At 64.0% G+C, this 18,263-nt stretch carries 16 protein-coding genes; 6 read left to right on the forward strand and 10 right to left on the reverse strand.

Translation table 11 applies throughout. The features are described from left to right. Positions 1 to 60: 60 nt before the first annotated feature. Positions 61 to 1,830 carry a tetratricopeptide repeat protein gene (locus tag AC0NIH_RS10950; protein WP_473468284.1) on the reverse strand — a complete coding sequence of 590 codons (1,770 nt, stop codon included), beginning with the start codon at positions 1,828 to 1,830 and terminating at the stop codon, positions 61 to 63. A 259-nt stretch (positions 1,831 to 2,089) separates the two neighbouring features. After that, positions 2,090 to 3,832, reverse strand: a complete 1,743-nt coding sequence (gene leuA / locus AC0NIH_RS10955) for a 2-isopropylmalate synthase (RefSeq protein ID WP_473468282.1) — start codon at positions 3,830 to 3,832, stop codon at positions 2,090 to 2,092. A 425-nt stretch (positions 3,833 to 4,257) separates the two neighbouring features. On the opposite strand from leuA, the gene AC0NIH_RS10960 reads away from it, so the two are divergent. The 3 genes from AC0NIH_RS10960 to AC0NIH_RS10970 are packed head-to-tail and all read left to right on the forward strand — an operon-like array spanning position 4,258 to position 6,518. After that, positions 4,258 to 5,424: an ATP-grasp domain-containing protein gene (locus AC0NIH_RS10960; RefSeq protein WP_013893401.1), complete on the forward strand. Its 1,167-nt coding sequence runs from the start codon at positions 4,258 to 4,260 to the stop codon at positions 5,422 to 5,424. A 3-nt stretch (positions 5,425 to 5,427) separates the two neighbouring features. Continuing rightward, entirely contained in the window at positions 5,428 to 6,204 is a 777-nt protein-coding gene (locus AC0NIH_RS10965; RefSeq protein WP_473468280.1) for an esterase family protein, read from the forward strand. Further along, the gene (locus tag AC0NIH_RS10970) at positions 6,204 to 6,518 is read left to right on the forward strand and encodes a nuclear transport factor 2 family protein (RefSeq protein WP_473468278.1); all 315 of its coding nucleotides are present in this window, start codon (positions 6,204 to 6,206) and stop codon (positions 6,516 to 6,518) included. The genes AC0NIH_RS10965 and AC0NIH_RS10970 overlap by 1 nt, the downstream gene beginning before the upstream one ends. 10 nt (positions 6,519 to 6,528) lie before the next feature. Here AC0NIH_RS10970 and AC0NIH_RS10975 read toward each other — a convergent pair whose 3' ends face one another. Then, a complete protein-coding gene (locus tag AC0NIH_RS10975; protein ID WP_473468275.1) occupies positions 6,529 to 8,058 on the reverse strand; it encodes an MFS transporter in 1,530 nt (509 codons plus the stop codon). Between the two features lie 146 nt (positions 8,059 to 8,204). Between AC0NIH_RS10975 and AC0NIH_RS10980 the strand changes: the two genes are divergently transcribed. Further along, positions 8,205 to 9,092: a LysR family transcriptional regulator gene (locus tag AC0NIH_RS10980; protein WP_473468273.1), complete on the forward strand. Its 888-nt coding sequence runs from the start codon at positions 8,205 to 8,207 to the stop codon at positions 9,090 to 9,092. Positions 9,093 to 9,255: 163 nt separating this feature from the next. Next, positions 9,256 to 10,335, forward strand: coding sequence for a siderophore-interacting protein (locus tag AC0NIH_RS10985; RefSeq protein ID WP_473468270.1), 1,080 nt, complete (start codon positions 9,256 to 9,258; stop codon positions 10,333 to 10,335). 205 nt (positions 10,336 to 10,540) lie between these two features. Here the strand turns inward: AC0NIH_RS10985 and AC0NIH_RS10990 are convergent, their stop codons facing one another. The 5 genes from AC0NIH_RS10990 to AC0NIH_RS11010 all read right to left on the reverse strand — a co-directional run bounded on the left by AC0NIH_RS10990 (position 10,541) and on the right by AC0NIH_RS11010 (position 13,640). Beyond that, entirely contained in the window at positions 10,541 to 11,641 is a 1,101-nt protein-coding gene (locus tag AC0NIH_RS10990) for an AbrB family transcriptional regulator (protein WP_473468268.1), read from the reverse strand. A 57-nt stretch (positions 11,642 to 11,698) separates the two neighbouring features. Continuing rightward, the gene (locus tag AC0NIH_RS10995) at positions 11,699 to 11,944 is read right to left on the reverse strand and encodes a type II toxin-antitoxin system Phd/YefM family antitoxin (RefSeq protein ID WP_473468266.1); all 246 of its coding nucleotides are present in this window, start codon (positions 11,942 to 11,944) and stop codon (positions 11,699 to 11,701) included. 38 nt (positions 11,945 to 11,982) lie between these two features. Next, complete coding sequence (locus tag AC0NIH_RS11000) at positions 11,983 to 12,291, reverse strand: putative quinol monooxygenase (protein ID WP_473468264.1); 309 nt, start codon at positions 12,289 to 12,291, stop codon at positions 11,983 to 11,985. A 64-nt stretch (positions 12,292 to 12,355) separates the two neighbouring features. Further along, complete coding sequence (locus tag AC0NIH_RS11005) at positions 12,356 to 13,138, reverse strand: SDR family NAD(P)-dependent oxidoreductase (RefSeq protein WP_473468262.1); 783 nt, start codon at positions 13,136 to 13,138, stop codon at positions 12,356 to 12,358. Positions 13,139 to 13,202: 64 nt separating this feature from the next. Next, the gene (locus AC0NIH_RS11010) at positions 13,203 to 13,640 is read right to left on the reverse strand and encodes a DsrE family protein (protein ID WP_473468260.1); all 438 of its coding nucleotides are present in this window, start codon (positions 13,638 to 13,640) and stop codon (positions 13,203 to 13,205) included. A gap of 96 nt (positions 13,641 to 13,736) precedes the next feature. On the opposite strand from AC0NIH_RS11010, the gene AC0NIH_RS11015 reads away from it, so the two are divergent. Then, a complete protein-coding gene (locus tag AC0NIH_RS11015; protein WP_473468258.1) occupies positions 13,737 to 14,840 on the forward strand; it encodes a hypothetical protein in 1,104 nt (367 codons plus the stop codon). Positions 14,841 to 14,994: 154 nt separating this feature from the next. Here AC0NIH_RS11015 and AC0NIH_RS11020 read toward each other — a convergent pair whose 3' ends face one another. Beyond that, the gene (locus tag AC0NIH_RS11020) at positions 14,995 to 15,942 is read right to left on the reverse strand and encodes a cation diffusion facilitator family transporter (protein WP_473468256.1); all 948 of its coding nucleotides are present in this window, start codon (positions 15,940 to 15,942) and stop codon (positions 14,995 to 14,997) included. Between the two features lie 5 nt (positions 15,943 to 15,947). After that, a complete protein-coding gene (locus AC0NIH_RS11025) occupies positions 15,948 to 18,137 on the reverse strand; it encodes an anthranilate synthase (protein ID WP_473468254.1) in 2,190 nt (729 codons plus the stop codon). Positions 18,138 to 18,263 lie beyond the last annotated feature (126 nt).

Consider the following 18,263-nt stretch of genomic DNA (forward strand, 5'->3'; position numbering starts at 1 on the left):
TTCGTAGAGTATGAAATCGACAATGGGTGGGCAGGCCGAACCCGTGGATGTCGCTTGGCGTTAGCTGGCGTTCCCGAGCCCGGCGGCGCGCAAGGCGCCGACCAGCCGCTCGGTCAGGTCGGCCGGATATTTCCGGTCGACGAAGGTCGCGCGCGGATTGGCGGCGAATTTCGGAAATTTGGCGCTCAGCTCATCGAGCAGCTTGCGCGCCTGACTGTCCCGGCCGGCAATTTGGGCGCCGATCAGCCGCGCGGCGAGATAGTGTGATTTTGTTGCAGTCGTTCTCAAGGCGTTGCTGGCAATGGTTGCCTTGTTCATGTCGCCGAGCATGAATTCGCCGGCGAAGAGTCCGAAATCCCACCATGTCGGATGCCCGCTGGAGGCATCCACGGCATGAGCCAGAAGCGGTGTTCCCTCGGTGTAGCGGCCGGCGAAAATCAGTCCGTAACCATAGGCGGCGGCCATGGAGGCGTCGTAGGGGTTGAGGTCATAGGCCTTGCGCATCCAGCGCAGCGCCTCGTCGGGATTGCCAAGGCGCGAATAGATGTAGCCATAGGCGCGATGCGCGTTAGGGCTGGTCGGCCCCATCTGTATGGCGCGGTGGGCGAACGTCAGCGCCTTCTCGATCGTCGCATCCGGCGGATAGGCGTAGTGGTCGTTCACCGCCTCGAGGTGCAACGAGGCGAGTTCCGAATAAACCAGCGACGATTTTGCGCCGTCGTCGGCCAGGGCTTCAAGGCAGCGGTACGCGGCGCCGTGGGTTCTGACGTTTTGGTCGAGATAGTATTTGCCGTTGAGCAGCAGGCATTGCGTCAGGCCGGTCTGCATGCCGCTCTGCTCGATATAGTTGTAGATCGTGCCGGAAGCGGGAAGAGCCGAACTCAGGATGCCGGTGATGCGGTCCTCGACGGCGTTCGGCGCGCTGTCGGCGGCGGTCAGGTTGCGCGACAAAAGCACCCGGCCGGTCGCCATGCTCTGCAGCTCGATGGTGATGTCGCCCGCGTCCGGTCCAGGCAGGATATCGAAGATGAAGCTCGTGGCATTGGTGACCGGATCGGTCTCGTCGGCGGCCTCGCGGCCGATGAAGTCGACCGTATCGAAACCGCTCAGGCCGGCGCGCAAGGATGCTGCCACACGGCTGGCATCTTCGCCATTGGCCTTGACGGCGAGGTAGACGAGCGGCAGGGCCTCGCTTGCCGGGGACCGGGCGATGCTGCCGGTCAAGCCGGCGGGCTCGAACATAGCCGGTATGTCGCCGCCTGCCAGCAGGGCGCCGCTGCCCTGACGCAGGATCAGAACACCGAGCATGGCGATGACCACGGCGATCGCCATCCAGAAGAACGTGAGATGGCGTGCCACCGAGGGCTCCGGAACGGTCGTCGATGCCAGGACTGCGGCAGACGGAATGTCGGCAGCGCTCGGCTGCTCGGATGGCGATGCCGGCGCTTCCGTCTGCCCGGCAAGGTTGGCCGTTTCCGGCAGGCGGATCGCGTTGAGCTCATAGGCCGGGACATAGCCGCCGCGCGGAATGGCGATGCGGACGGGTTCGGCGACGCCTTCATTGGCGAAATACTGCTGCAGCAAATCGCGCAGCCGGCCAGCCTGGACCCGCACCACCGCATCGGTCGACGGATCGAAATCACCGTCCTTGCCGAAGACGTCCATGGCGATGGAAAAGCCCTTGAGCCTGTCGGCTTCGCCTGCCTGTTCGCGTTCGACGAGATAGCGGATCAGTTTGCGCGCGCGTTCGGACCGTCCAAACGTTTCGCTGGCAAGTAGTCGCTCCAGTGTCTCGCGCACTGCGGGGGCGGCAGGCGTGGCATGCTGCAAGTGTCGATCCTCTCGAAGTCGGCACAGGTTGAGGCACGATCATATAGTGCCCGCATCTCCACACAAGTATGCACCCATTATGCGATCGCGTACCTAACCGGATAATTTTCCGGTGGTTAATGGCCCGGCTGCAGGACGTCGGCGGCGGACCCCGAAGCGGGCCCCCGACATCATCGGCCATTTTGGGCCAAGCCCGGTTCGGGTTCGAAAAACGTCGGCGCGAGAGCGCTGCTGCTCTCGCGCCGACGACCGGTAGGGATTACCGCGCCTTGCGGCCCACGATTCGGTTGGCGGCGGAAGTCACGGCTTCCAGCGAGGCGGCGACGATGTTGGTGTTGATGCCGGCGCCGAACAGCTTTCCGCCTGGATACTCCATCTCGACATAGGAGATGGCGGAGGCATTCGAGCCGCGCTGCATCGAGTGCTCGGAATAGTCGAGCACCGACATCTCGACGCCGACATGCCGCGACAGCGCATCGACGAAGCCGTCGATCGGGCCGGTGCCAGTGCCTGATATCGTTGTTTCCTTGCCGTTGTCGAGGATGACAGCCTCGACCACGCGCCGCCCCTTGACCTCGGTGTCGGGGTAGGTGTGGTGATCGAGGAATTTCAAGCGTGCGCCCGGCTGGTCGACATAGGCCTCGAGGAACCGCTCATGGATGCGCTTGGCCGGCACCTCCTTGCCTTCCGCGTCGGTGATCGCCTGGATCGCCTGGCTGAACTCGATCTGCAGATTGCGCGGCAGGTTGAGGCCGTAATCGGCCTGCAGCACGTAGGCGATGCCGCCCTTGCCCGACTGCGAGTTGATGCGGATGATCGCCTCGTAGCTGCGGCCGACATCGGCCGGATCGATCGGCAGGTAGGGCACCTCCCACAGCGGCGTGTTGGCCTTCTTCAAGGCCTTCATGCCCTTGTTGATGGCATCCTGATGCGAACCGGAGAAGGCCGTGTAGACGAGTTCGCCGACATAGGGGTGGCGCTCGGGAATCTTCAGCTGGTTCGAATATTCGTAGACATCCTTCATCCGGTTGATGTCGGAGCAGTCGATGCCGGGATCGACGCCTTGCGTGTACATGTTGAGCGCCAGCGTGACGATGTCGACATTGCCGGTGCGCTCGCCATTGCCGAACAGCGTGCCTTCGACGCGGTCGGCGCCGGCCATCAGGCCGAGCTCGGTGGTGGCGATGCCGGTGCCGCGGTCATTGTGCGGATGCAGCGATATGATCAGGTTCTCCCTGTTGTCGAGATTGCGGCACATCCATTCGATGCGGTCGGCATAGATGTTGGGCGTCGACATCTCGACCGTCGACGGCAGGTTGATGATCAGCTTGTTGTCGGCCGTCGGCCTGACGATCTCGGTGACGGCGTTGCAGATCTCCAATGCCACGTCGAGCTCGGTGCCGGTGAAGCTCTCCGGCGAATATTCGAAACGGAAACCGCCACCGGCCTTGGAGGCCATGTCGGTGATCATCTTGGCCGCGTCGGTGGCGATGCGCTTGATGCCGCCGACATCCTTCTCGAAGACGACGCGGCGCTGCAATTCACTGGTCGAATTGTAGAAATGCACGATCGGGTTGGTGGCGCCCTTCAGCGCTTCGAAGGTGCGGGTGATCAGTTCGGGCCGGCACTGCACTAGCACCTGCAGCGACACGTCGGCTGGGACATTGCCTTCCTCGATGCACCAGCGGGCGAAGTCGAAATCGGTCTGCGAGGCCGAGGGGAAGCCGATCTCGATCTCCTTGAAGCCCATGTCGAGCAGCAGGCCGAACATGCGCGCCTTGCGCTCATGGCCCATCGGATCGATCAGCGCCTGGTTGCCGTCGCGCAGGTCGACCGAACACCAGACCGGCGCCTTGTCGATGACTTTCGAAGGCCAGGTCCGGTCGGTGAGGCCAACGGTTGGATAGGGTTGATATTTGCGGGCCGCGTCGGGCATGCCCCGGGCCGGCGCATCCTTGCCGGCTGCAGCGGCATCAGGGCGGATTTGTTCTCGTGCGTTCATCGTCGTTTCTCCCGGCGACCTCGGATCCGTCCTGGACGGATTGATGGCGAGTGGCGCCTTTACCAGATTTTCGTTCGCTTGATGTGATTGCCAATTTTGAGACTGGCCAAGGAGCGTGCGCTTGCGCGGCGGTTCGACCGCCGGGCGCTCCTTCAGCGAACCCGGCGATCGCCGATAAGGCCGAGAAGAAGCAGGGTCGAGGCAAGCGCGCGCACGGTCTCGCCGGCAAAGCCGGTCTGACGGGAAGTGGTGGTTGCGCGCGTGTTCATGGCGGTTCTCTTACAGGAGCGGCTTGTGAGAGGCAAGCGGGGCGGGACCCAGTTGAATGCCATCCCTATACGGACGCTCTTCCCCGCGCGCCGCAAATACGCCAGACTTGAGCGCCGGCGGGGCTGCGGTGCCCTTTCGCCGGGAGGGGACTGGCCATGAATTTCGTGTTCTTCTCGCCGCATTTTCCAGCCAACGGCGCCGATTTCTGCGACCGGCTGAAAAAGGCCGGCGCGACGGTGCTCGGCATCGGCGACGCACCCTATGAAGCGTTGGACGGCAAGCTGAAGGCTTCGCTCTCCGAATATTACCGGGTCGCCGACATGGAGGACTATGATCCGGTGTTCCGGGCGATGGGACATTTCATCCACAAATGGGGCCGCATCGACCGTTTCGAGTCGCTCAACGAGCACTGGCTGGAACTCGAAGCCAACATCCGCACCGACTTCAACATCTACGGCACCAAGCTTGATTTCGTGAAGAACCTGAAACGCAAGAGCCGTATGCGCGCCTTCTTCCGCAAGAGCGGCGTCGAGACGATCGCGCAGCGCAAATGCTCCGACCGCGCCGGCGCCATGACTTTCATCCGCCGGGTCGGCTATCCCGTCGTGGTGAAGCCGGATTCGGGATCCGGCGCCTCGAACACCTTCAAGATCTCCAACACGGGAGAGCTCGACCAATTCTTCAGGGACAAGCCCGAGGGCGTGACCTTCGTCATGGAGCAGTTCATCGAGGGGCTGGTGGTGACCTATGACGGGCTGGTCAACCGCGACGGCGAGGTGGTGCTGGCCGCCAGTCACCGCTACGACCAGAGCGTCATGGAGGTGGTCAACAAGGACCGCCACATGAGCTACATCTGTTTCCCCCGGATCCGGCCCGTTGTCGAGGAGGCGGGCCGCAAGATCCTGAAGGCGTTCGACGTGCGCGAGCGCTTCTTCCATATCGAGCTGTTCGAGACCAGGGACGACCGGATCATCGCGCTGGAGGTCAACATGCGGCCGCCCGGCGCCTGGATGACCGACGCGATCAACTATACGTTCGACATCGACGTCTATGCGGCATGGGCCGACATGGTGGTCAAGGACGCCGCCGGCGGCCCCTATGAGGGCAAGTATTTCACGGCCTATGCCAGCCGCAAGCGCCGCCTCCGCTATTTGCACAGCCATGAGGACGTGCTAGCCGCGCATGGCGACAAGATCGTCCACCATCAGGCCATCGAAGAGGTTTTTAGCCGCGCCATGGGAAATTACGCCTATCAGATGCGGTCGAAGGATCAGGCGGCGCTGCGCGAAGCGGTCGCCTATATCCACGCGGAAAAGGCGTGAGGGATGGACATCTCCTATCACAAGGCCTTCGCCCGCAATCTTGGCCGCGACATGGAGTACAAGCGCTACGGCCATGCCGGCCGGCCGGTCGTGGTGTTCCCGACCTCGCAGGGGCGGTTCTACCAGTTCGAGGATTCCGGCGGGGTGGGCGCGCTGGCCGAGTTTATCGACACCGGCCGCATCCAGTTGTTCGCGGTCGACGGTATCGATTCGGAATCCTTCTTCGACAAGCATCACGATGCCGCGCACCGCATCGCCCGGCACGAGGCCTATTTCCGCTATCTGCGCGAGGAGGCGCTGCCGGAATTCCTTGAGATCGCCTCGGCAGCCAATGGCGGGCGCAAGCTGAAGCCGCTGTTCTCGGGCTGTTCGATGGGCGGCTACCACTCGTCCAATTTCGTCTTCCGCTTTCCGGAACTGGCGAGCGGCGTCATCTCCCTGTCGGGCGTTTATTCGGCCCGCGACTTTTTCGGCAAGACGCTGGAAGGCGATATCTTCTACAACTCGCCGCTCGACTATCTGCCCGGCATCGTCGATCCGAAACTGCTGGCCCGGCTCAAGTCACTCAGGCTGATCTTCTGCTGCGGGCAAGGCGCCTGGGAAGAGCGCATGCTGGTCGAGACGCGCCAGCTGGAACAGATCCTGCGCGACAAATCGATTCCCGCATGGGTCGATTATTGGGGCGGCGACGTCAGCCATGACTGGCCATGGTGGCACAAGCAACTGGTCTATTTCTTCGGCCGATGGCTGGATGAGGATCTGATGCACAGGCTCGATTGATGACCACGCCCGACCCCATCCGCCGCTTCGTCGAGGCCACCAATGCAGGTGATACGGAAGCCTTTCTCGACACCTTTTCCGACGATGCGTTCCTGAGCGACTGGGGGCGGGACTTTCATGGACGCGAACAGATCGCGCGCTGGAACCAGTCGGACAATATTGGCGTGAAGTCCAATCTCCGGATTGTCCGCATCGCAGCGGCGCAAGGCACTTATCGCGTCCGCATCGCCGTCACGGGCGACGGCTTCAACGGCGAGGGTGACATGACCTTCACGCTGGACGGCGATCGCATCGCAAGCTTGGTCATCGCCTGAGATCCGCAGCCTATCCTTCCTGGCATGCCGGGACAGGCACGGCCTCATGTTCCACAGTCGATCCGCGACGCAGGCCGAGGAACACGACAAGGGCGGTGACGATGGTGATTGCCGCCAGCACGATCAGCAGCCTGTCGAACGCCGCTTCGTAAGCCCCGACCAGGACGGCGGCGCTGGCCGTCGGCAGATATTGCGCACTTGCGCCGACATTGCCGGTCACCAGCAGCTGCGCCGCGGCGGCCGTATCCGTGGACGCTCCCTGAGCGGCCAGCTGTGCCGCGGTGAAGCCGGACAGTGTCGCCATGACGATTGCCACCGCCACGCCCTCGCAGGCGACGCGGGTGGTGTTGAAGATGCCGACCGCCATGCCGGCGCGCTCCCTCGGCACGACGCTGACGGCAAGCCCGTCCATCAGTCCCCACGGCAAGGCAATGCCGACGCCGATCAGCACAAGCGGCGCCACCAGCGCGATGTCGACCGGTGGTGTCAGGCTCAGCCAGACGAGGCCGGCTGCGGTGACGAGCAGGCCGACGCCGCAGATCGTGGCCGGCGCGATCCAGCGCGCCAGCTGGCCGGCAAGCAAAGGCAGGATCAGCAGCGGTCCCGAGAGGCAGATCATCAATTGCCCGGCCTTGATCTCGCTCATCCCTTCGATGCCGATGAAGCGGATCGGCAGAAGCACGAGCAGAACGACAAAGCCATAGGCAGGTGCCGCGGCCAGGAACTGGACGCCGACAAAGCGAGGAAAGCGAAACAGGGTGAGATCGAGCATCGGTCGCCGCACGCGCTGCTCAACCATGACGAAGACGGCAAAGAAGACAATTGCCGCTGCAAGCACCGCGATGACGAGGGGATCGGCCCAGCCGCTCTGCGGCGCCTGCAACACGCCATAGGTCAGCGAGGCCAGCGCGATGGTGAAGGTGCCAGCTCCCGCCCAGTCGAGCCCGGTCGCATCCGGGTCGCGCGAGTCCCTGATGGTGCGCAGGCCGAGGACCGCCGAGGCGATCGCGAGTGCCGCGACCAGAACAAAGATCGATCGCCAACCGAATGCGGAGATGAGCAGGCCGGAGGCGATTGGACCAAAGGCGAGACCGATGCCGAAGCTGGTGCCGAGGAAGGAGAAGGCGCGCAGCCGCAGCGGTCCCTCGAATTCCTGGGCAAGTGCCGAGGCGCCGCCGGCGAAGGCCAGGGAACTGCCGATCCCTTGCGCGGCCCTGAACATGTCGAACCAGGCGATGTCGGGCGCCAGCATCGCGCCAAGTGACGCCACGACATAGAGGCAGAGGCCAGCGAGGAAAATCCGCTTGCGGCCGTGATTGTCGGCCAGCGCTCCGGCCGCCATCAGGCTGGCGCCGAAAGTCAGCATGAAGGCGTTCGTCACCCAGTTGAGCGCGATCGGGCTGCCGCCGAGATCGGCCGCTATACGCGAGAGCGCGACCGCCGGGCCGGTGAAGGTCAAGGGCATCGTCATCGCGGCAAGGCATACCGACAAGAGCACCAGCCATCTCTCGGCCGAGCCGGTTGTGGTCTTCAGGGTCATGGATTTTCCTATCTGAAAAAGCATCCGCCAGCTTGCCGCGTGGGTCGCGCGCCGGTCGCAACGACAAGATAGGCCCGCCGTCTTTCCAGAAAAATGGTATTGTATTTCCTGACATACCGGACTGAAACGCTCGAATGGAAAATGCAATGAATCGCCTCAATGGCCTCTTGGCCTTCGCCCGCACCGCCGAACTCGGCAGTTTCATCGCCGCCGGCCGCGCGCTCGGCATCTCGGCTTCCGCCGTCGGCAAGAGCGTCGCGCGGCTCGAACAGGAGCTCGGCGTGCGGCTCCTGCAGCGCAGCACGCGACGTGTCGGCCTGACAGAGGAGGGCAGACTGTTCGACGAGCGGGTGCGGCGCATCCTCGACGACATCGACGATGCCGAGGCGATGCTGTCGCGGACACGCGAGACGCCACGCGGGCGGCTTCGTGTCTCGACCCCGATCGTCACCTACCATCTGCTGCTGCCGGTGCTGTCGGAGTTCATGGCCCGCTATCCCGAGATCGAGCTCGATATCGATTTCAACGATCGCGTCGTCGACGTCATCGAGGAGGGCATCGATGTCGCGATCAGAAGTGGCGAGCTGCCCGATTCACGGTTGGTGTCGAGACCCGTTGCGCCGTTTCGTATGCTCTTGTGCGCGGCGCCCTCCTACCTCGACCGCCATGGCACCCCGAGCGTGCCGGCTGATCTGATCAGGCATTTCGGCATAAACTTCCGCTTTCTCAACAGCGGCAGGCTGCTGGACTGGCCGTTCATTACCGGAAGCGCCCAACCGCAGATTCGCTCGATGCTGACCTGCAACAATATGGAAGCCTTGAAGGGCGCCACGCTCACCGGCCTGGGTATCGCCTGCATGCCCGATTTCCTGGTCCGCGAGGCGTTGCGCGAGGACAAGCTGCGCATCGTTCTGGACGATCATGTCGACGGCCGTGGCCAGTTCCGGATGCTGTGGCCCTCCAATCGCCATTTGTCGCCGAAGGTGCGCGTTTTCGTCGATTTCCTTCCCGAACGCCTTGCGGCACCGCGATAGGCCGGCCGGCATAAATCAGATCTCCGACGGCTCATCAGAAATATGATTACTTAAGTCAAGTTTCTTATGGAAACGACGGCGGCGCTGTGGCATGCCCGGCGATGGCGACGAGGCCAAGATCTTTCGGCGGCTTCGTTTGAACCGCTATCGAAGGACTTGAACGATGGACCAGTTGAGTGCGCAGACCCGGATCAGCGATGAGGCGATGAGGTCGGCGATCGAGCATCTGCGCACCGAGCACGGCGAATTCGAGATCGAAACCGGTGCTGCGGATCGATGGGAGCTTCGCCTCTATTACGGGTCGTTGAGCGCCACGCTCGACGGCAACGCCATGCTGGTCCGCGTCGCGGCTATGGACGAGACCTGCCTCTCCTACATGAAGATGACGGTCGCCGGCCATGTTGCACAGCATCTTGGCACCACCAGCGGATTGCGTTGGGAAGGCGACGGCAGCGATGCCGGCACGCCGGTCTTCTTCCGCGAAATCACCGTGATGTCGTCGACGCGGATTTCGCCGCACATGCAGCGGCTGCGTTTCGCCGGCAAGGATCTCGGCCGTTTTACCCATGGCGGTCTGCACATGCGCCTGCTCTTGCCGCCGCGTGGCCGGCGGCCGGTCTGGCCCACCCTTGGCGCTGACGGCCTGCTTGTCTGGCCCTCCGGGGAGGACGCGCTGACCGTGCGGGTCTACACGATCCGGGCGATAGACGCCGCAAGCGGCTGGCTCGATGTCGATTTCGTTCTGCATCCCGGCCAGGACACGCCCGCCGCCGACTTCGCGCAGAACGCACGGACGGGAGACGTGATCGGCATGATCGGGCCCGGCGGCGGCGAGGCGCCGGAGGCGCAGATCCTGCTTCTGGCCGGCGACGACACGGCGCTGCCTGCCATTGGCAGGATCCTGGAGCATCTGCCACCGTCGACCCGCGCCGAGGCGCTCATCGAGGTCGACGGTCCGGATGACCGGATCGCGTTGCCGCAGGGCGAGAACATCGACATCACTTGGCTCTACCGGCACGGCCGCGAGGCCGGCACCGCCGGCCTGCTGCCAGCCGCTTTGCGGGAGCGCAGCCGCGCCGCGCTTGCCGACGGGCTCCATGTCTGGGCCGGATGCGAATTCGCCGACTTCCGCGAAATCCGCAAGATCGTGCGCAAGGAGTGGGGCCTGTCGCGCGACAGACACCTTGTCATCGCCTATTGGCGCCGCGGCGCGCCGGGCGAAAATGGGGGCGGCGAGGAGTAGCGGCTGCTCCTCGCGCTGGGCGCTGATCTCAGAAACGGTAGCGCAGGCTGGCGAACAGCGAGCGCCCTTCGTCGCGGTGGCAATAGCCGGCCGAGCAGATGGTCTTACGAGTGTCGAACAGGTTCTTGGCGTTGACCTATCGCACAGCGGCAACGCCGGCTTGGATCCGGCCAGCCAAATTATGGGGTCTGGGGAGTGGTCCCGCCTAATCTCTGATCGAACGCGCCACCAGCCGCGCGACGCTTGGGCCGACCAGCAGCACGACGAGGAAACGTGCCGATTGCAGCGCCATGACGAAGGAGATGTCGACGTTCCGCGCAGCGGCGGCGATGATGGCGACGCTGTCCATGCCGCCGGGGCTGGTCGCCAGATAGGCGGTCAGCGGATCGATGCCGAGCAGATGGCTGATCAGGAAGGCGAGCCCGCCGCAAAAGGCGATCAGCGCCACGATCGAGGCGATGATCTGCGGCAGGGCGCGCGTCGCATGGCGCAGGATCGGCCGGGTGAAGTTCAATCCGATCGACCAGCCGACCATGGCGTAGCTGACGGCCAGCAGCCAGGGCGGCAATTGCATCTCCACGCCAAGGCCGAGATGGATGACGGTGCCGAAGATGAAGGTGCCGAGGAAAAACGGCGAGGGCAGCCGGCACAATTTGCCCGCCAGCCCGCCGACGGTCGCGATGCCGATGGTGGCGGCGAAGGCTTGGGCATCGATCGGCGGAAACCAGACGATGGGCGGAATCTCGATGCCCGGTGTGTCTACCCACATCTTGGCGACCAAAGCCGCCGTCACCGAAACGAAGATGACGCGCAGATACTGCATGAAGGCGACGAGGCGCTGGTCGGCGCCGAAGGCGCCAGCCATCAGCACCATGGCGGTGGCGGCCCCCGGCGAGGAGCCCCAGACGGCGGTGGTGCCGGGCAGGATACGCCAGCGGCTGATCAGCCAGCCGAGCAGGCTGGAGGCCGCGACGGTCGCCACCACGACACCCAGGAACAGGGGCCATTCCCGGTAGAAGACGGGAAAGATGTCGGCCGAGATCGAAGCGGCGACGAGGCAGCCGACGATCGCCTGGGCAGAGCCGAACAGAAGGCGCGGTACGCGCACCGTGGAGCCATTGGTGCCGGCGGCGATGGCCGCCAGCATCGGCCCGATCAGCAGCGCCGCCGGCAAAGCGGCGAGTTCGAGCGCGCCGGCAAACAGGGCCGAGATGGTGAGCAGGACCAGCCACTGCCAAAGCCTGCCCATGCGCGCCATGCGCTCGATGGCGGGCTGGTCCAGAGGTGGCTCGGCCGAGGAATCCATTTTTCGGTCTTAGACGCGAAGCCGGGCGATGCGAAGCCGTTGCGCCAAAAAAGGAGCCTACGCGTTGGCGTCGAACTGTTGCTCGATCTGTCCGCCGCCCATGCGATCGAAGTCGTCGGGGACGGAAAACTGGCCAGCCATAAAACCGATCCGTCGCGCGTGAGCCGACGGCTGCTGGTTGATCGACACGACCTTGACCAATGGTTTGCCCGCCTTGGCTACGATGAATGGCTCACCTTTGGCGGCCTGGTCAACGAGACGTGAAAGATTGGCCTTCGCATCTTGGGTGTTCACGATCTGCATTGCAGGTTGCCCCGTTGGCATCGCACTGTCTGTTCTAGTCAGTCAGTCTTGGCCTCAGCCAACCCGAAGCCGCCAACCGGATGGGTTTCCACCTGGAACTCGAAGCCGGCGATGAAGGGCCGGGCCTTGGCGATGGCCGCCTGGACTTCGGGAAGCTGCAGCGAGGCCTTGTGGCTTTCGGCGTCGGTCCACACTTCCGTGACCCAGATCGCATCGGCATCCGCGGGGTCGCGGGCGATGATATAGCTCAGGCAGCCGGGCAGGGCGCCGGTGCTGGCGCGCAAGACATCCATGACCGCATCGCGCTGGCCGCGCGCCGCCCGCATCTTGCCGATCAGTCCGTACATTCCGTTGTCTCCCCTTCAAAGTCTCCGACAAGAGTATGCGGGCCGCCAGTATGCAGATAGCCGGTCACGGCATCAACTGGCCGCCATTCACCTCGATCACCTGGCCGGTGATGTAGCCGCTCAACAGGTCCGATGAGAGGAACAGATAGGCGCCGACGCAGTCTTCGGCGGTGCCGGCGCGCCCTTGCGGAATGGTGGCGACCATGCCTTTCATCTGTTCGTCGGTCGAATAACGTTCGTGGAACGGTGTGAGAATGGTGCCGGGCGCCACCGCGTTGACGCGGATGCCGAAGCCGATCAGTTCCTTGGCCATGCCGCGCGTCACGTTGGAGACGAAGGCCTTGGCCGAGCCGTAGAGGCCGGCGCCGCCGCCCGCCCCGTTGCGCGCGGCGATCGACGAGGTGTTGACGATGAAGCCGCCCTGCTTCTTCAGCCACGGCATCGCCTTGCGCGAAGCGGTCAGCACCGAACGCGCGTTGAGGTCCATCACCGCGTCGTAATGGGCTTCGGTCTGCTCCGCATAGGGCACGCGGCCGAGCATGCCACCGGCATTGTTGACCAGCCCGTCGAGGCGGCCGAAATGTTGCGCGCTGTCCTCGACGACGCGTTCGACATCGGCGGCGACGGAGAAGTCACCCTGGACGAGGAACACCTCGCCGCCATTGTCGGCAATGGTCTTGCCAAGCTTCTCGGCGGCGTCGCGGCTTGAATTGTAGTGCAGTGCCACCTTGGACTTCTGCGCGGCATAGGCCAGCGCCAGTGCGGCGCCGATGCCGGTCGAGGCACCGGTGACCAGCACCGCCTTGCCAGCGAGATCGGGGATGGTAAGCGCGGTCGTGCCTGGCACTACAGTTTCCTCCGGAGATTTTCATGAGACCAGCCGTTCGCGACCGTCCAGCCAAGACTGTGCACTATGGCCTGAGATAGGCATAGCCCTGGCTTTGCAGTTCGGCGAGCTTGACGACACCACCCTTGTCGGCGGCATGGAAGCCGGCGAGCAGGTCGGCCAGCGAAATGTCCATGCCGTGCATGGTGTTGGCGCAGGCATGCGGCTCCAGCCCCTGCTGTACCAGGGCGGCGAAGCGGCCGGAGACCGCCGCCGATATGCCCTTCGACTTGAAGCCGGCAAGGGCCGGGCCATGCACGACGAGCACGATGTCGACATTGCCGCCAGAGCCCTCATAGTGATTCTTGATGTTGCCGAGCACGAAGTTGACCTTGTCCACATCGCTCAGGTGATAGGCGACCTTCAGCCTGGTGGGCTCGGTAGCCGCGGCCTGCACGGCCCGCAGGCCAAGAAGCGTTCCGGTTCCGGCAAGAACCGCGCGGAACATGTCGCGCCGGCGCATGGCATCCCTCCTCGGATTTCTCCGCGATTTGCGTGGCTCCAGCCGCAATACTAGCATAAATTGACGTTACGTCCTGTCGATGCGAGGAGGGGTCACATGACGTCCAGGGTAGGGCAATGGAAGACAATCGCCGGCGCCGGATTTGGCGCCGCGCTGCTCGGTCTGCTGACAGGCACGGCCGCTGCCGACGATGCGCTCAAACTCACCGAACTCAGCCCGAACGGGGCGGACGCCTGTTTCGGCCGGGTCTATGACGCGGCGCATATGAAGGCGTATCCGAAGCAGAAGGTGGCGCGGATCTTCTTCTACTATGGCCATGATCCGGTCAGCAGGCCGAACGAGGAACCGTCGGCGAATTCGGACACGTCCTACAATGGGTTCCTTACCACCACCGTGCGCGGCGCCAAGTCGCCGCAATGGGCAGGCGGCTGGTGCAATCACGCGTCCGAGGACGACGCATCGGGCCAGATCCGTTGCGGCATGGATTGCGACCGCACGCTGGCGTCGCTGAAGCTCGACGACAAGGGCCGGTTGCTCCTGTCCGATCTGTCGTCCGATATCTATCTCGATGCGGATTCGGAAGAAGAACTCGGCGCGGCCGAATACGACAGGCAGGCGCTTGGCAAGGAGGACGACAATTTCCGCCTCGACCCGATGCTGGCCGCGACCTGCAAGGCGGAGTTCGCGCGCATCGATCCGATCGATCCGGCGCTCGGGGTGCCGTTGCGCGAGCGGCTGAAGCCCGAACAGGCCTTTTGCTACGGCCGCGACTACGACGCGTCGCATCTGGCCTCGCATCCCGGCCAGCTGACGCAATCGATCCGGGTTTTCCGCGGCCCGGTGGAACTGGCCTCCTACGCTTCCGGCGGTGACGTCGCCAATTGGCCCGACGGCGCCGATATTGCCGTCTCGGTCACGACGCGGCAGAAGTCGGGCAAGGTCACGCAGACCTATTCCTGCCAGGGCGAGGCGGACCAGTGGCGTTGCGCCGCGAGCTCGAAAATGAGCGATTTCTCCTGCGACATCGCGCAGAAGGAGATTTTCCTCAAGCGCGGTACCAACGGCATGATGATGCTGGCCAATCCCAACAGCAGCCTGGCGATCGTCGATCTCTGCTCGAAGGCGGCCGACGGCAAGACGCAATCCGATGACAAGGTCTACCGGCTGCAGCCAATGCCGCAATCAGCCTGCGCCCCGTGAGGCCTGCCGATATTCAGGTGATGCCGGCCTGCGAACGGCAGCTTCCTGCGCTTCCGGTGCTCACGTACTTAAGTACGCTCCGCTCCGGTTCTCGGAAGCCACCATTCTCGGCTCGGCCTGACCTGAATCTCGACAGGCCTCGCAAAACTGCAGGCTATGCAAACGGCACAGCCGTCGTGCCTTTCGGCAGCTTGGCTTCATCGTCGGGCTCGACGTGGATGGTGACGCGCACCGAGGGGATTTCGGCCTTTAGCGCGTCCTCGATGCGGTCGCAGATGACGTGGCTGGCGCCGACCGACATGTCGGCGTCGACGACCAGGTGAAATTCGATGAAGGTGGCGCGGCCGGCGATGCGGGTCTTGAGGTCATGCACCTCCAGCGCGCCCTTGCAGTTGGCCGAGATGACGTCGCGGATGCGCATGTTTTCCTTCGTGTCGACGGCGCGGTCCATCAGTCCGTTCATCGACGAGCCGATGACGTGCCAGCCCTGCCACAGGATGTTGAGCGCGACGAGGACGGCGAGAGCCGGATCGAGGATCTGCCAGCCGGTCAGGATGGCCCCGACCAGGCCGCCGAACACGCCGATCGAGGTGACCACGTCGGTCATGATGTGGTTGCCGTCGGCTACCAGCGCCGGCGACTTCTCGGCCCGGCCGGCGCGGATCAGCGTCCAGGCCCAGAAGGCGTTGATGACGGTGGCGACGCCGTTGACGGCAAGACCTTTCCAGGGCTGCTCAAGTGGCGCCGGCGCCTGCCAGGAGCGCCAGACTTCGTTCAGGATCAGAAGGGCGGCGAGCACGATCAGCACGCCTTCGAGCACTGCCGAGAAATATTCCGCCTTGTGATGGCCGAACGGGTGATCCTGGTCGGCCGGCCTGTAGCTGATCTGGATCGCCCAGAAGGCGGCGGCCGAGGCGATGACGTTGACGATCGATTCCAGCGCGTCCGAATAAAGCGCTACCGAACCGGTAACGTACCAAGCGACGATTTTGAGGCCGAGCACGATCGCGGCAATGATGATCGACCAGAGGGCAAGGTTGGCGACCTTGCGCTTCGCCGCGGCCTTGGCCGCGATCGCCACCGTGTTCTCGGCTTCGGCCATTGAGTTCAGGCTGCCTTTTCCTTGGCCTTGCGCGGCAAATGGGCAACGATGTTTTCGATGATGCGCATGCCGGCATTGTGGCCGAGCGTCATGATCGATTCCGGGTGGAACTGGACAGCGGCGATGGGCTCCTTGCGGTGCTCGAAGGCCATGATGACGCCATCCTCGGTCTCTGCCGTGACAATGAAGTCATCGGGCAGCCGCACCGGATCGGCGAAGATCGAGTGGTAGCGACCGACGGTGACTTCCTTGGGCAGGCCGGAAAAGATGATGCCCGGCTTGGAGACGCGGATGCGCGACGGCTTGCCGTGCATGGGAATATGCAACTGCCTGAGTTCCCCGCCATAAGCCTCCGCCAGCGCCTGCAAGCCAAGGCAGACGCCGAAGATCGGCAGCTCGCGGGCACGAGCTCGTGCGATGGTGGCGGCGCAGTCGAAATCCTTCGGCGTGCCGGGGCCGGGCGACAACACAACAAGGTCGGGCTTCAGCCGGTCGAAGACTTCCCCCGGCACCGGCGTGCGCACGGTCGAGACATTGGCGCCGGTCTGCCGGAAATAGTTGGCGAGCGTGTGGACGAAGGAGTCCTCGTGGTCGACGAGCAGGATGTTGACGCCGTCGCCGACGCGCGCGGTGGTGCGCTCGGTGCTGGCGGAGTTGCCTGCCTTTGCGTCGCGGATGGCGGAGAGCATGGCGGATGCCTTCAGTTCGGTTTCGGCTTCTTCTTCCTCGGGAATGCTATCGAAAAGCAGCGTGGCGCCGGCGCGCACCTCGGCGATACCGTCCTTGATGCGGATGGTTCGCAGCGTCAGGCCGGTGTTCATGTCGCCGTTGAAATTGACCATGCCGATCGCACCGCCATACCAGGCGCGCGGGCTCTTCTCGTTCTGCTCGATGAAGCGCATGGCCCACAGTTTCGGCGCGCCGGTGACGGTGACCGCCCAGGCGTGCGAGAGAAACGCGTCGAAGGCGTCCATGCCTTCGCGCAGGCGGCCCTCGATGTGATCGACGGTGTGGATCAGGCGCGAATACATCTCGATCTGGCGGCGGCCGATGACGCGCACCGAGCCCGGCTCGCAGACCCGCGACTTGTCGTTGCGGTCGACGTCCGAGCACATTGTGAGCTCGGATTCGTCCTTCTTCGAGTTGAGCAGTTTCAGGATCTGCTCGCTGTCCGAAATGGCGTCGTCACCGCGCTTGATGGTGCCCGAGATCGGGCAGGTTTCGACGCGGCGGCCATTGACGCGCACGAACATTTCGGGCGAGGCGCCGATCAGGTATTCGCCTTCGCCCAGATTGATGAAGAAGGAATAGGGCGAGGGGTTGATCGACTTCAGCTTGCGCGAAATCTCCGATGGCTGTGTCTCGCAGCGCTCGTAGAACATCTGGCCGGGCACGACTTCGAACAGATCGCCGCGCTTGAACGAGTCCATCGCGCGGCGCACCAGATTGGCATATTCGCCTGGCTCGTGGTCGCCGCGCGGCGGGATGCGGTCGGCGGTCTTGAACGGCTCGGCGATTTCGTCGCGCGGCAGGCCCTCGGTGGAAAAACCTTCGCCCGAATAGTCGTAGCGGTCGGTCCAGGCCTTGGCCGAATAATGGTCGACGACCAGGATTTCGTCGGGCAGGAACAGCACCAGGTCGCGCTGGCTGGGCTTGCGCTCGAGCTTGTAGTCGACCGGATCGAACTGGAAGGCGAGGTCGTAGCCGAAGGCGCCGTAGAGGCCGAGATTGGCGTCTTCGGCGGTCTTGAACAAAGCGGTGATGGCGCGCAGGACAGTGAAGACCGAGGGAACGCGGCTGCGCTCTTCCTCGGTGAAGACGCGGCCGGGCTTGGCGACGTCGAGGCGGATGAGTTTCTTCGAAGTTTCGGCGATCGTCACCTCGGAAAGGTCGCCGAGCGTCTTACCGATGACCGGCAACAGCGCCTCGCCGCGGCCGTTCAGCGCCTCGATGCGCATGGCGCGGCCGCGCGCCGAGATCACCAGCGGCGGATCGATGATGGCGGTGTCCCAGCGCGTGTAGCGGCCGGGATATTCGTAATTCGAGGAGAACACCGCGCCCCGGCGCGAATTCAAGCCATCGACATAGCTGTCGATGGCTCCCGCATAGGGCCTGTCGTGACGCTCGCGGGTGATGGTGATGCCACCCGCAGTCACGAAGCTTTCAGCGCCGTTTTCCAGTACCTTCATCGTCATTGCCGTCTCCATCAGCTTGTTGGGGCAACGGACCCGGGACTGGCTTTGGAAAAACAAATGGCCGCCCGGACATTCCGTTGCGGCCACCCTCTCTTTCACGCACGCGCGTTCGAACAGGCCGCTGTC

It is taken from the genome of Mesorhizobium sp. WSM1386, from assembly GCF_055901595.1.